Source organism: Mesorhizobium sp. DCY119 (genome assembly GCF_003590645.1).
Lineage (GTDB): Bacteria > Pseudomonadota > Alphaproteobacteria > Rhizobiales > Rhizobiaceae > Mesorhizobium_M.
In genome coordinates, this window is the sequence record NZ_CP031834.1 from 4,129,858 (window position 1) to 4,142,404 (window position 12,547).

Genomic DNA, 12,547 nt, shown 5'->3' on the forward strand with positions numbered 1-12,547 from the left:
TTCCGCGTTCGCCTCGAACCCGAACCCGAACCTAAACTTTCTGTAATGCAGGAACGGTCGTGACCTGCCGCTTGTTACAGCCTTGTTGACATCACAGAGGTTGAAATGAAAAATTTCCTGCTCGCATCTCTCATCGCCGCAAGCGCGGTATTTTCTATAAACCTGCCGGCGCAGGCAGCCGGCATGACGGTTACCACGACGGAACGGGTGGTCGCGCCGCGTCACCACAAGCCTCAATACCGGCACCATATGGTCCGGCATCATTGTTACACCAAGACGGTCAAGCATCATCGTCATGGCCGCCTGATCGTCGAAAAGGTCAGGGTCTGCCGCTGATAGCTGCTGCTGAAACAATTCAGGCGCGGATCGCTCCGCGCCTGAATTGCCGTCTTGGGAGGACGGTAAGTTCCGTCTTCGGCGATCGCTAACGCTACACAGCCTTCCGCAACGGTTGCGCAGCTTCGAAGCGATCTGCATTCATCACCTTGGTCCAGGCCGACACGAAGTCATTCACGAACTTCTTCTTGGCGTCCGCACTGCCGTAGACTTCGGCATAGGCGCGCAGCTGCGAGTGCGAACCGAAGATCAGGTCGATACGGGTACCGGTCCACTTGAGTTCATTCGTGTGGCGGTCGCGTCCCTCGTATACCCCGTCGGGGCCGGCCAACGGCTGCCACTGCGTGTTCATGTCCAGCAGGTTGACGAAGAAGTCGTTCGTCAGGGTCCCGGGCTGCTTGGTGAAGACACCATGCTTGCTATCGCCGGCATTGGCGCCGAGGACACGCAGGCCACCGACGAGAACCGTCGTTTCGGGGCCGGTCAGCGTGAGCAGTTGCGCCCGATCCACCAGAGCTTCCTCGGGCTTCATGAACTGCCTGCCGCCAATATAGTTGCGGAAACCGTCAGCACGCGGCTCCAGTGGGGCGAAGGAGGCAACGTCGGTCTGTTCCTGCGAGGCGTCCATGCGTCCCGGCGTGAACGGAACCTTCACGTCGACACCGGCATCCTTTGCAGCCTTCTCGACTGCTGCAACGCCGCCGAGAACGATCAGGTCTGCGAGCGAAACCTTCTTGCCGAATTCCTTCTGGATCGCTTCTAGCTTCTGAAGCACCGTCGCCAGCTGAGCCGGCTGGTTGACCTCCCAGTCCTTCTGCGGAGCGAGACGGATGCGTGCACCATTGGCGCCACCACGCTTGTCGGAGCGGCGGAAGGTCGAGGCCGACGCCCAGGCGGTCGAGACCAGCTGCGACACCGACAGGCCGGAGGCGAGGATCTTCGCCTTCAATGCTGCGATGTCCTGATCGTCGATCAGCGGGTGATCCACGGCCGGGATCGGGTCCTGCCAGATCAGCGTTTCCTGCGGAACGAGCGGGCCCTTGTAACGAACGCGCGGACCCATGTCGCGATGGGTCAGCTTGAACCAGGCCCGGGCGAACGCATCCGCGAACTGGTCCGGGTTCTCGTAGAAGCGGCGCGAGATCTTTTCATATTCCGGGTCGAAGCGCAGCGAGAGGTCCGTGGTCAGCATGGTCGGCAGATGCTTTTTCGACGGATCGAACGCGTCAGGCACAGAAGCTTCGGCATTCTTCGCCTTCCACTGCTTCGCCCCAGCGGGGCTCGCCGTCAGTTCCCATTCATGTTCGAACAGGTTCTTGAAGAACAGGTTGCTCCACTGCGTCGGCGTCTGCGTCCAGGTGACTTCCGGGCCGCCGGTGATGGCATCAGCGCCAACGCCCGTGCCGTGCTTGCTCTTCCATCCGAGGCCCTGGTCCTCGATGGCGCCGCCTTCGGGGTCGGCACCGACCAGCGAAGGATCGCCGGCGCCATGGGTCTTGCCGAAGGTGTGGCCACCGGCGATGAGCGCAACCGTCTCCTCGTCATTCATCGCCATGCGGAAGAACGTCTCACGGATGTCCCTGGCCGCCGCGACCGGGTCCGGATTGCCGTTCGGCCCTTCCGGATTGACATAGATCAGGCCCATCTGCACCGCGCCGAGCGGCTCGGAAAGCTCGCGCTCGCCACTGTAGCGTTCGTCGCCCAGCCATGTGCCTTCAGGACCCCAGTAGAGCTCTTCGGGTTCCCATACATCGGCACGGCCGCCGGCGAAGCCGAACGTCTTGAAGCCCATCGATTCCAGCGCAACATTGCCGGTGAGGATCATCAGATCGGCCCAGGAAATCTTGCTGCCGTATTTCTGCTTGATCGGCCACAGCAGCCGGCGAGCCTTGTCGAGGTTGGCGTTATCCGGCCAGCTGTTGAGCGGCGCAAAACGCTGCTGGCCGGCACCTGCGCCGCCGCGGCCGTCGGTGATGCGATACGTGCCCGCGCTGTGCCACGCCATGCGGATAAACAGGCCGCCATAATGACCGAAGTCGGCCGGCCACCAATCCTGCGAGTCCGTCATCAACGCATGCAGATCCTTGATGACGGCATCGAGGTCGAGGGTCTTGAACTCCTCGGCGTAATCGAAATCCTGACCCATCGGATCGGACAGCGTGGAGTTGCGATGGAGCATCTGGAGGTCCAGCATTTCCGGCCACCAGTCGCGGTTAGAGCGTCCGCTGCTGCCGCCCGTGAACGGGCACTTGCCGGCGCTCTTGTCGTCTGTCTTTGCGTCCATGTTTCTCTCCGAACGTGTTCTTTGGATTGTTATGGGGGTTCCATCTGGAACCGACTGTAGTGTGTGATCTTCGATCAGCGGTCCTGCAGCGGCAGCGGGCCGCGTCAGCCTGTCGCGATCTGGTTCTGATTGTCCGGAATCAGCGCGACGGCCGAAATGGTGTTTGTCGGTTTCGTCATGGCTTTCGCCTCCCTTGGATTGTCCGGGTTTTGCCGAATCTCAACGACCGGCGGGGCGGTTTCTCGCCCTCGGCCAGTCTGGAACTGTTCCAGATTAGGCCGCGCCTTCCATAAAAACAAATTGCCTTTTCTATTTTTATCGATAGCTTTTCCTTATGATAAGACTGACCGTCCGACAGATGCAGTATTTCGACGCGCTCGCCCAAACGCTGCATTTCGGCCGCGCGGCAGAGCTTGCCGGCGTGACGCAGCCGGCGCTTTCGGCTCAGATTTCAGAGATGGAGGAAAGGCTCGCCTGCCGGCTGTTCGAGCGCGGCGGCAAGAGCGTGCGCATGACCGAGGAAGCGCAGGCGCTGTTGCCGCGCATCGAGACCATTCTGGCCGACATTCGCGAGGTCGAGACCATCGCCCGGCGCGGCCGGCTTTCCATGGAAGGCCGGTTCCGCCTCGGCATCATCCCCACCATCGCGCCCTATCTGCTGCCGCATGTGCTGCCGGAACTGAAATCGCGCTTCCCCGCGCTTCAGCTCGAACTGCGTGAGGCGGTGACGGCTTCACTGGTCGAGGAAACGGCGGCCGGGCGACTGGACGGTTTCATCGCCGCGCTGCCGCTGGATTTTCCGGGGCTGGTCAAGGAAGAGCTGTTTCAGGACCGGTTTTTCCTGGCCGTTGCCGAGAACGATCCCGGCTTCATAGCGCCACCGGTGGCGCCCGACAGTCCGGCGCTGGAGCGGCTGATGCTGCTGGAAGAAGGCCACTGCCTGCGCGAACAGGCGCTGGCCGTCTGCGGCAATGTCAAGCCCGTGGCGATGGCGAGCTATGGCGCGACCAGCCTGACGACGCTGTTGCAGATGGTGGCGCATGGGCTGGGCGTGACGCTCATTCCCGAGATGGCGACCGGCCCGGCAAACGGCATGCGCGACCTGAAGATCGTGCCCTTCATGGAGCCGATGCCCTCACGCACGGTGTGCCTCGCCTGGCGACGGAACAGCCAGCGCCACGAGGAATGCGTGGAGCTGGCCAAGATCGTGCGGGGCCTGCGCGAGGTCGTGCTACCGCAGGCTGCGTGAGGTTCACACGATACCGGCCACCGCCTCGACGATCGAGCGCAGCGATGCCTCGTCATTGGCGCTGCGCGATTTCTTCGAGGCAACGAGACAGGCCTGCGAGCGCAGGATGACGCCGTCCTGAAGTATCTTCAGGTGGTTGGCGCGCAAGGTCGAGCCGGTCGTGGTGATGTCGACGATGACGTCCGCCGAGCCGGCCGCCGGCGCGCCTTCGGTGGCGCCCAGGCTTTCGACGATGCGATAGACCTGGATGCCGTGTTTCTGCGAAAAGAACTGCTGCGTCAGCCGCCAGTATTTCGTCGCGATGCGCAGGCGCCGGCCATGACGCTGGCGGAAATCGGCAGCGACATCGTCCAGATCGGCCATGGTGTCGACATCGAGCCAGACATCCGGCACGGCGACCACGACATCGGCATGGCCGAAGCCAAGCCGCGCGGATATCTCGGCGCGCGCTTCCCAATCGACCAGATTTTCGCGCAGCAGGTCCTCGCCCGTAATGCCGAGATCGACGGCGCCCTGCCCGATCTCGCCGGCGATTTCGGACGCCGACAGGAACGCCACCTCAATGTCGTCGCGGCCTTCGATGCGGGCGCGGTATTTGCGCTCGTCGCCGGGCAGGCTGACGGCAAGCCCGGCCTTGGCCAGCACTTCCAGCGTCTGTTCCTTGAGGCGGCCCTTGGAGGGGATCGCAAGCGTGATGGTCATGCGGCACCCCGCAGGCGTTCGATGCGGTCGAGCCAGACCGAAAAGCCGACGCCGGGAATGGGCTGCGTCGCGCCGAGCAGCGTCAGCAGCCGATCGTAGCGGCCTCCGCCGACCAGCGGGCGGTCGTCGCCATCGGCCGTAATCTCGAAGACGAGGCCAGTGTAGTAATCGAGCGGGCGGCCGAAGGCGGCGTCGTAGTGGATCGCCTGCGGCGACAGGCCATGCTCGGCAAGGGCTGCGGCGCGCGCATCAAAATTGTCCAGTGCCGCACCCAGTGACAGCGACGCGCCGGCTGCGAAATCGCGCAGGGCATCTGCTGCCTCATCCACCGGCACGTTGATCGCCAGGAACGCCTTCAGCGCGTCGAAGGCCTCGTTCGACAGGCGCACGGCGCGCAGTTCGGCCTTTTCGATCAACCGGCGGGCGATGTCGCCGGGCGTGCGGCCGGCCGAAGGCGACAGGCTCGCTGCCTCCATGCGCGTGGCGACATGGGCCGAGAGGCGCTCGAAATCACCGTCGGCGACCAGCGAGGCGGCCGGCTCGGCAAGCGCGTTGTTGCGGGCGGGCGTGGCAAGATCGGCAAGGGCTGCTGCCAGCATCTCGGCCGAGCCGAAGGCGCGGGCAAGGCGCATGCGCCAGCCGCGCGGCAGACCAAGCGCTGCCAGAACCGCCTCGAACACCGCCTGATCGCCGAGCGTTATGCCAAGCTTCTTGCCGGGCAGCGCAAGCTGCAAAAGCGCGTGGGCATCGGCCACCGAGCGGGCGTCGGCGCGGGCAATATTGGTGTCGCCAAGGTCTTCGATGCCGGCCTGAAAAAACTCGTTGCCGCCTTCGCGGCGCTGGCGGAACACCTCGCCGAGATAGGAATAGCGCCGCGGCGTGCCGGACTGGCTGGCGATGTGGTCGAGGCAGACCGGGATGGTGAATTCCGGGCGCAGGCACAGCGTCTGGCCGGTCTCGCTTTCGGTCAGGAAAATGCGGCGGCGCAGGTCTTCGCCGGCCATGTCGAGAAACGGATCAGCCGGCTGAATCACCGCCACGTCGACAGGGTCGGCCTCGCGGGCGACGAACAGTTTCAGGAGCTCGGGGGCGATGGCGGGGTAGCGGGAGTTCATGACGCGCGCCGACTTTTCTCCCCCCTCAAGGGGGAGATGGCTGCGCAGCAGCCAGAGGGGGTCGTTGCGGCCGCGCGCGACGAAGAGATCAGGCCGCGTCCTTCACGAGCGACCCCACCCGACCGCTTCGCGGCCACCCTCCCCTCAAGGGGGAGGGAGAGCGCGGCGCCACTCATCCGCGCCTCCGCTCTTCCGCCTGCGCATCGAGTATCTTCTTCACCTCGGCCACCAGATCGGCTTCCGCCACCGTTATCTGTCCCGGCCGTGCCTCCTTGTATTCGGCATGCCCGGCGATCGCCGCCGCCTGCCGCGCGCCCTCGATCAAGTCCTTGATCTGGACTTCGCCCTTGGCGCGCTCGTCGCCGCCCTGGATGACGACGACGGGCGAGCCGCGCCGGTCGGCATATTTTATCTGGGCCTTCATGCCGGCGCCGCCGAGATAAAGCTCGGCGCGAATGCCGGCCTGACGCAGCGCGGAGACCATCTTCTGGTAGCGGCTGAGGCTTTCGGTGTCGCGGTCCATGACCAGCACGACGACCGGGGCGACGACATCGGAGGTATCGAGCTTGCCGAGGTTCTTCAGCGCCGTCATCAGGCGCGAAACGCCGATGGAAATGCCCGCCGCCGGAACCGGCTCGCCACGGAAACGCGAGACGAGCCCATCATAACGCCCGCCGCCGCCGACCGAGCCGAAGCGCACGACCTGACCTTCGTCATTGGGGATTTCGGCCAGAAGTTCGGCCTCGTAGACCGGGCCGGTGTAGTATTCGAGGCCGCGGACGACGGAGGGGTCGATTTTTACCCGGCCGTCATCATAGCCTGCCGCAGCGCAGAGCGCCTTGATCTGCGCCAGTTCCTCGACGCCTTCATTGGCTTCGATCTCGCCGGTTTCGATATAGGCAAGCACCTTGGCGATGGCCGTGTCATCCAGCCCGGCGCCCTTGGTAAAGTCGCCCTCGCCTTCCTTGCCGCCGTCCCAGCGGCCCTTGCCGAGCAGCAGCTTCACGCCTTCCGGGCCGAACTTGTCGAGCTTGTCGATGGCGCGCAGCACGGTCAGACGGCGGCCGGCATTGTCGTCGCCGCCGAGGCCGATGGCCTCCAGCACGCCGTCGAGCACCTTGCGGTTGTTGACGCGGATGACGTAGTCGCCGCGCTTGATGCCGAGCGCTTCCATGATATCGGCCATCATCATCGCCATTTCGGCATCCGCTGCCACGCCCGGCGTGCCTACCGTGTCGGCGTCGAACTGCATGAACTGGCGGAAACGGCCCGGCCCCGGCTTCTCGTTGCGGAACACCCAGCCGGCACGGTAGCTGCGATAGGGTTTTGGCAGGCGCTCGTAATTTTCGGCGACATAGCGGGCAAGCGGCGCGGTGAGATCGTAGCGCAGCGACAGCCACTGCTCGTCATCGTCCTGGAACGAGAACACGCCCTCGTTGGGACGATCCTGGTCGGGCAGAAATTTTCCGAGCGCGTCGGTGTATTCGATCATCGGCTGGTCGGCCGGCTCGAAACCGTAAAGCTCATAGACCTCGCGGATCTTGCCCATCATCTTTTCGACGGCGCGAATATCGTCGGCCGAGCGATCGGCAAAGCCGCGCGGCTGGCGCGCTTTCATTTTTTCGGTCTTTTCGGCCATGTCGTCTTCGCTCTTGTCGCTCGTGTAATGCGTTGTAACCCGTATAAAGTTACAGCGCGCGTGTCCTAACTTATGCGGCCCGGACCGGCAAGGGTTGCGGTGCCCTTCCTTCTCCCCTTGTGGGAGAGGGAGAGGCGCATTTCGTCATCGCCGTGCCCTGCCCCCGGTGCATTGCGGTGCGTCCTTCGAGGCTCCCCTTCGACAAGCTCAGGATCGCACCTCAGGATGAGGGAAGTTGGCGCTATTCTCCCTCATATTGAAACGCACCTACTCTTCATGAAGACAATTTCTGCCGGCACACCCTCCCTCATCCTGAGGTGCGAGCGTAGCGAGCCTCGAAGGACGCACCTGTTCATCGCCACGCCTGCTTTCGCATCTGGCCATTGTCAAAGAGCCGGGAAAGACGGGCGGCCGAAATCTCGCTCATCTTTTGTATTTTTCTGCGATCTTTCGACCGCCCGTCTCGGTGTCTGTCCCGAAGTTGGCCGGTCACAACGCCCGCTCCATGTACATTCCATGGACAAGACGCCGCGGGTTCTCCGCATCCTGCGCGATCTGCCCTTGGTCCTTCCGCCACAGGTTTTCACCTGCAGCTTCCAGCCAGGGCATGCGGCCGCAGGACGCCGGCCTGTGTCGGGTCCTCGGGTTCCTGGCTACCACACCAGGGCGGGAGGTCACCGCCGCTCTCCCCGATCCCGGTTCCAGAACCCGGTCCCGCAAGAGCGATGGAGGGATTATGTGCGAGGTGTCTTGGGGTGGGGATAGATTGGGCGTAAAAAAATGTGTGGGGTGAGTGGAAACAATGGGTTGGTTGGAAATTGGGTGAAAATCTTTCCCCCACAGTTTCCGCTGGTTTCAGCTTCGGCAGTTCTGCACCGCAGCGGCTTCATCGATGTTCCGGCATGGATTCCCGACACTCTCCACTCGCTAACGCTCGCTCACGAGGTCGAGAATGACGGATGTCATGGAATGCTAGGCTCAAATCACTTGTGTTGGAGAGAAGGGTTGCTTTGCAGACTCTCGTGCAAGTCGCCAGCGTCCGAGATTGGCGACGAATCTAAAATGCAATTCGTCATTCTCGACCTCGTGAGCGAGGAACGAGCGGAGAGTGTCGGGAATCCATGCCGGAACGGTGGGGAACTTCGGCGGTGCAGAACGCGCGTCAACATCAGGACGGGGCCGTGCCTGACGATGCTCGGAATAGATCCCGGATAACCTCCGCTTCGCTCCGGTTTCCGGGATGACGACTTCATGGTTGCTATCGCTAATCGGCACAGTTGAATTTCGAAGCGCGGACCTCATCATCCTTGGACGCAGCATGAGCGTAGCGAAATGCGCAGACCGAGGATCCGCCGGAACGCTCAAACGGCAACAAGGGCCAGCTCGATCCTATTACCCCCGACGTAATTGTAACCGTCCCTCATTCCGGCATTTCTCTCGTCATGAGATCGGCGTTTCCGATCCTGCATGGAGAAATCGGAATGAGCATCACCTACATCATCGGCTTCAACGTACGGCCTGCCCAGCGCGAGCGCTTTCTGTGGCTGCTCAACGGCGTGCTCGATGCGATGCGCCATGAGGCGTGTTCGTCAGCGCGAATTTTCACGTCGACCCGAACGATCCTTGCCACTTCCTGCTGCATGAGACGTGGGTCGATCTTCAGGACGTGCTCGACGTGCAGATCAAGCGTCCCTATCGCGAGGAATGGCATGCAGCGCTCGACGAGCTTCTGAAAGCGCCACGCGATATCTCGGTCTGGCAGCCGCTGAGAAGCGACAGCGCCGAGGCAATGAAGACGTGATCAGCCGTTGGACGCAACCATGGTCGAGCGTCCGCCGCTCGGCACCACGACGAGCTGCTTGACCTTGCCCTTCTTGAAGGCGGTGAGGAAGCGTTCGTAGTCCTTGAAGGCGACGCAGCCATGCGATTCGGCCTGCCGGCCGCGCAGCAGGTAGCTGTGGGTCAGGAAACCGTCGCGGCCATATTTGTTCCTGCCGTCGACGGGCAGCATGCGGATAGCCTCGACGCCGTGGAAGCGGCTTTCGCGCATCTTGAGGTTATAGGTGTGCGGCGGGGTCGGGCCGTTCATCTTGACGTTCACATAGCGCGGATCGTCGGCCATCTTGCCGACGCCGGAATGGGCCTCGAGCACGCTGCCGTCGGGCATGTAGACCTTGGCTGCACTGATGTCGTAGACGGCGACGCCGCCGCCTGCCCTGGCTCCACCGCCGCCGAACAGATTCTGCAGCGCCCGGCCGAAGCCACCGCTTGTCGGCCTGTCGCCAGGATCGCTCGGCCGCGCATAAGCGAGCTTCTGCGGCTTAGGTGCTGCGCGTTCATCGGCCTTCTTCGGTTCGTCTGCCTTCTTCGGCTCATCGGCCTTGCGCACGGGCTGCTCGTCGGGCTTCGGTGCTGCCGGTTCATCGGCCTGCTGAACGCCGGGCTTTTCCGTCTCCGGGACGGGCTTGCGTGCCTGTTCGTAGCGCGGCCGAAGCTGCGGCAGGGGACCGTCGGACGGGGTGTTTTCATAGTCCGGCAGGGACGCGGCGTCTTCGCCGGTGTCGAGGTTCGGGTTTTGCGATGCCGCGAGGTCGTCCTCCAGCGGCGGGGCCAGCAAGGCCGACAGTGCGGCGTCGGCTGCTCCACCGGGGGACGGATCGGCATAGGCAAGCAAGGTCGGATGCTGTTCGGTCGCAGCGGGCAGCGTTGCGAACCGCTCCTGCGCGGGCGTACCGGCCTTTGCGACAGTGCTCTTTCCGACCGTGCGGGCCGACTTGCCGGAATTGGGGGCCTGGAAAAGGCTGGCGAGCTTCTTGGACGTCAGCGCGGCATTCTTCACGACAGCGTCGAAGCGGGCTGCATTGGGGTTCGCGCCGGTGACGGCGGCGACATCGGGATGGCGGGCGGATTTCTTCGGGCCGGCAGCGATGCTCGCGGTCACGAAGGGCTGCGCCGTTGCAATGACCAGCCGCGGCGCCTTGCCGGTCTTGCCATGCTCCTGCGGCAGCCGCGCCTGCAACGGCTCGACTCCGTAGAACTGCGGCTTGGGAAGGAGGCTGCCTGAGTTGGAGGCGAATGAGCTGCTCATCGCGACCATGCCGGCGACGGACCACACAGCCGCACCGGCAAAACCGATGCCAACGGAGGTGACCAGCAATGGACGCATCAGGCGGCGCCAGGAATGTGTACGAACGACCTTACTCACAAACGCGCGCCAAACCGGCATATCCCGCAAACGGTCTCAGGGTCGGCAAGCGACCGTAGTTGCGTGACTTCCAGAATGTCCCCATTTAGACCAAGTGATCGACTGAAGATGGGCAAATATGGTTAAATTTTGCTTTCCAGAAACCCAGAATATCTGAGATCCGGCATTTTCGACGCCTGAGCAGAGCTTTCAGCGTCACCAATTCAAAACCGACAACAAACGTCAAACGGCACGAATGCCCTTTGACGGTAAGGCCCGTCAGGGCCGCTTGTAGGACATCGGTTGACGGTTGGTCAACCTCGGTCGCGAATTGTCCAGAGGGTGCAGGACCGATCGGGGATAGATCTGGCGGGTGGCCCAAACAGCAATAGATGAGATGCGGGCGCGCCGGAGCGATTTTTGCTTACATACGTCAAAGTTAATAGAGGGCTGTTCCAACAGCAGATATGTTGCAACGCTTCTGTGGAGCGTTGCCATGACCAACTATCTTGTAAAACACTTGGGTTGCACGGGCATATACTCGCCGCAGGATCTGTCTACGCTGGACGCAGTCCTGCAGTCTGCCAAGCAGCATCTCCAGCTTACGGACCAGAGCGATATCAGCGACCTGGCCTACAAGGTGCTGACGCTGTTCGAGGTCGGCATCAAGAGCCCGGACCAGATTTTGAAATACGTCATCTCCATCGACCCGTTCAAAACAAAATAGTCGTGCGGGCCGGATTACGGTGATGCCTGGCATCACCGCACGGCAATTCGACCTGCCGCACCAGCAAGCGCGACAGGGCGAGATGCCTGGATGGGTGGCCTATTGGGCCTTGGTTTCCTGCTGCTTGACGGTCTGCGGAACCGTGGCCGTCGAGGTGTCGGCCGTTGATACACTCGCCACTTTGGTTTCGGTGTCTATCGAAGCATTTACCTTCGAATGACCCATGCATTCTGCGGATGCGGCCGATACCGTCAGGCCGATCGCGGCGGCAAGCACGAGAATTGTCTTCATCGTCTGTCTCCTTCGCTGCATTGGTACAGGCAAAGGCTAACAGCGGCAGCGCCGCCGGCAAAATCACGCTTTGTTGTGGTGGGATCTGAGTGGTTTCAGGAGGTGAGGCCCTGGTTTGCCGATGCCTTGATGAAATCGATGAACGCACGCAGCGGTGCCGGCACGAGGCGGCGTCCGGGGTAGTAGAGGAACGGCCCCGAAAAGCGCTGCCACCATGGTTCCAGCACGGGTTCGAGGACGCCGCTGTCAAAATACGGGCGCAGCCAATCCTCGAAGAGGCTTACGATGCCGGTGCCGGCGATCGCCGCGTCGACGGCGAGGTCGGTGGACCCGCCCAGCCTTACGATCAAGGGGCCGCTGGGATCGACGCGCACCACCTCTCCGTCGCGCTCGAACTCCCAGGGTGGCATCGAGCCGCTTGAAAAGCGGCCGCGCAGGCAGGCATGGCCGAGCAGATCGCGCGGGTGTTCGGGCCGGCCATGGCGATCGAGATAGGCCGGAGACGCGGCGGTGGCGAAGCGCTGGAAACGCGGCCCGATCGGCACGGCGATCATGTCCTGCTCCAGCCGCTCGTCGTAGCGGATGCCGGCGTCGCACCCGGCTGCGATCACGTCGACGAAGCTTTCCTCGGTGATCACCTCCAGCACGATGTCGGGATAGGCGGCGAGAAACGCCGGCACGATTTGCGGCAGCACCAGCCGTGCCGCGCTGACCGGCACATTGAGCCGCAGCGAGCCCGCCGGATTGTCGCGAAAGCTGTTCACCACATCGAGCGCTGCCTCCATCTCGGCCAGCGCGGGGCCGAGGCGCGCAAGCAGTCCCTCGCCGGCTTCGGTCGGAACGACGCTGCGCGTCGTGCGGTTGAGCAGCCTGACGCCCAGTTGCGCCTCGAGGCGCCGAACCGCCTCGCTCAGGCTCGAGGCGCTGCCGCCGCTGAGGCGGGCAGCATCGCGAAAGCCCTTGGCGCGCGCCACCGCCACGAAGGCGTTCAAGTCACCGAGGTCGGTTTTCATTGTTCGT

The 12,547-nt window shown here is 63.1% G+C and carries 10 protein-coding genes and 1 pseudogene; 4 read left to right on the plus strand and 7 right to left on the minus strand.

Translation table 11 applies throughout. The features are described from left to right. The first annotated feature begins 105 nt into the window (after positions 1-105). Positions 106-336 (plus strand): hypothetical protein, encoded by a 231-nt coding sequence (locus DZG07_RS20065; RefSeq protein WP_119820123.1) that lies wholly within the window; start codon positions 106-108, stop codon positions 334-336. Positions 337-430: 94 nt separating this feature from the next. Here the strand turns inward: DZG07_RS20065 and katG are convergent, their stop codons facing one another. After that, positions 431-2,620, minus strand: a complete 2,190-nt coding sequence (katG, locus tag DZG07_RS20070; RefSeq protein WP_119820126.1) for a catalase/peroxidase HPI — start codon at positions 2,618-2,620, stop codon at positions 431-433. Between the two features lie 334 nt (positions 2,621-2,954). On the opposite strand from katG, the gene DZG07_RS20075 reads away from it, so the two are divergent. Beyond that, a complete protein-coding gene (locus tag DZG07_RS20075) occupies positions 2,955-3,869 on the plus strand; it encodes a hydrogen peroxide-inducible genes activator (RefSeq protein WP_091914425.1) in 915 nt (304 codons plus the stop codon). A 3-nt stretch (positions 3,870-3,872) separates the two neighbouring features. On the opposite strand, the gene hisG is transcribed toward DZG07_RS20075, so the two are convergent. From hisG to hisS, 3 genes are all read right to left on the minus strand, one after another. Continuing rightward, positions 3,873-4,571, minus strand: a complete 699-nt coding sequence (hisG, locus tag DZG07_RS20080) for an ATP phosphoribosyltransferase (RefSeq protein ID WP_119820128.1) — start codon at positions 4,569-4,571, stop codon at positions 3,873-3,875. Beyond that, positions 4,568-5,686, minus strand: a complete 1,119-nt coding sequence (locus tag DZG07_RS20085; protein ID WP_119820131.1) for an ATP phosphoribosyltransferase regulatory subunit — start codon at positions 5,684-5,686, stop codon at positions 4,568-4,570. Before DZG07_RS20085 ends, hisG begins: the two co-directional genes overlap by 4 nt. 172 nt (positions 5,687-5,858) lie before the next feature. Further along, a complete protein-coding gene (gene hisS / locus DZG07_RS20090) occupies positions 5,859-7,325 on the minus strand; it encodes a histidine--tRNA ligase (protein WP_119820134.1) in 1,467 nt (488 codons plus the stop codon). Positions 7,326-8,806: 1,481 nt separating this feature from the next. Here hisS and DZG07_RS20095 point away from each other — a divergent pair. Beyond that, a pseudogene (locus DZG07_RS20095) lies at positions 8,807-9,126 on the plus strand (putative quinol monooxygenase). Here the strand turns inward: DZG07_RS20095 and DZG07_RS20100 are convergent. After that, the gene (locus DZG07_RS20100; RefSeq protein ID WP_119820137.1) at positions 9,127-10,491 is read right to left on the minus strand and encodes a DUF2778 domain-containing protein; all 1,365 of its coding nucleotides are present in this window, start codon (positions 10,489-10,491) and stop codon (positions 9,127-9,129) included. It lies immediately after the preceding pseudogene. 514 nt (positions 10,492-11,005) lie between these two features. Here DZG07_RS20100 and DZG07_RS20105 point away from each other — a divergent pair. Continuing rightward, complete coding sequence (locus tag DZG07_RS20105; protein ID WP_091914415.1) at positions 11,006-11,236, plus strand: hypothetical protein; 231 nt, start codon at positions 11,006-11,008, stop codon at positions 11,234-11,236. Positions 11,237-11,335: 99 nt separating this feature from the next. On the opposite strand, the gene DZG07_RS20110 is transcribed toward DZG07_RS20105, so the two are convergent. Both DZG07_RS20110 and DZG07_RS20115 read right to left on the minus strand, forming a co-directional pair. Further along, positions 11,336-11,527 (minus strand): hypothetical protein, encoded by a 192-nt coding sequence (locus tag DZG07_RS20110; RefSeq protein ID WP_119820139.1) that lies wholly within the window; start codon positions 11,525-11,527, stop codon positions 11,336-11,338. A gap of 95 nt (positions 11,528-11,622) precedes the next feature. Continuing rightward, positions 11,623-12,540: a LysR family transcriptional regulator gene (locus DZG07_RS20115; protein ID WP_119820141.1), complete on the minus strand. Its 918-nt coding sequence runs from the start codon at positions 12,538-12,540 to the stop codon at positions 11,623-11,625. Positions 12,541-12,547 lie beyond the last annotated feature (7 nt).

Excerpts from the sequence above, each read along its gene's own strand:
- DZG07_RS20065 (WP_119820123.1), top strand. The coding sequence starts at position 106 with ATGAAAAATTTCCTGCTCGCATCTCTCATCGCCGCAAGCGCGGTATTT.
- katG (WP_119820126.1), bottom strand. The coding sequence starts at position 2,620 with ATGGACGCAAAGACAGACGACAAGAGCGCCGGCAAGTGCCCGTTCACG.
- DZG07_RS20075 (WP_091914425.1), top strand. The coding sequence starts at position 2,955 with ATGATAAGACTGACCGTCCGACAGATGCAGTATTTCGACGCGCTCGCC.
- hisG (WP_119820128.1), bottom strand. The coding sequence starts at position 4,571 with ATGACCATCACGCTTGCGATCCCCTCCAAGGGCCGCCTCAAGGAACAG.
- DZG07_RS20085 (WP_119820131.1), bottom strand. The coding sequence starts at position 5,686 with ATGAACTCCCGCTACCCCGCCATCGCCCCCGAGCTCCTGAAACTGTTC.
- hisS (WP_119820134.1), bottom strand. The coding sequence starts at position 7,325 with ATGGCCGAAAAGACCGAAAAAATGAAAGCGCGCCAGCCGCGCGGCTTT.
- DZG07_RS20100 (WP_119820137.1), bottom strand. The coding sequence starts at position 10,491 with ATGCGTCCATTGCTGGTCACCTCCGTTGGCATCGGTTTTGCCGGTGCG.
- DZG07_RS20105 (WP_091914415.1), top strand. The coding sequence starts at position 11,006 with ATGACCAACTATCTTGTAAAACACTTGGGTTGCACGGGCATATACTCG.
- DZG07_RS20110 (WP_119820139.1), bottom strand. The coding sequence starts at position 11,527 with ATGAAGACAATTCTCGTGCTTGCCGCCGCGATCGGCCTGACGGTATCG.
- DZG07_RS20115 (WP_119820141.1), bottom strand. The coding sequence starts at position 12,540 with ATGAAAACCGACCTCGGTGACTTGAACGCCTTCGTGGCGGTGGCGCGC.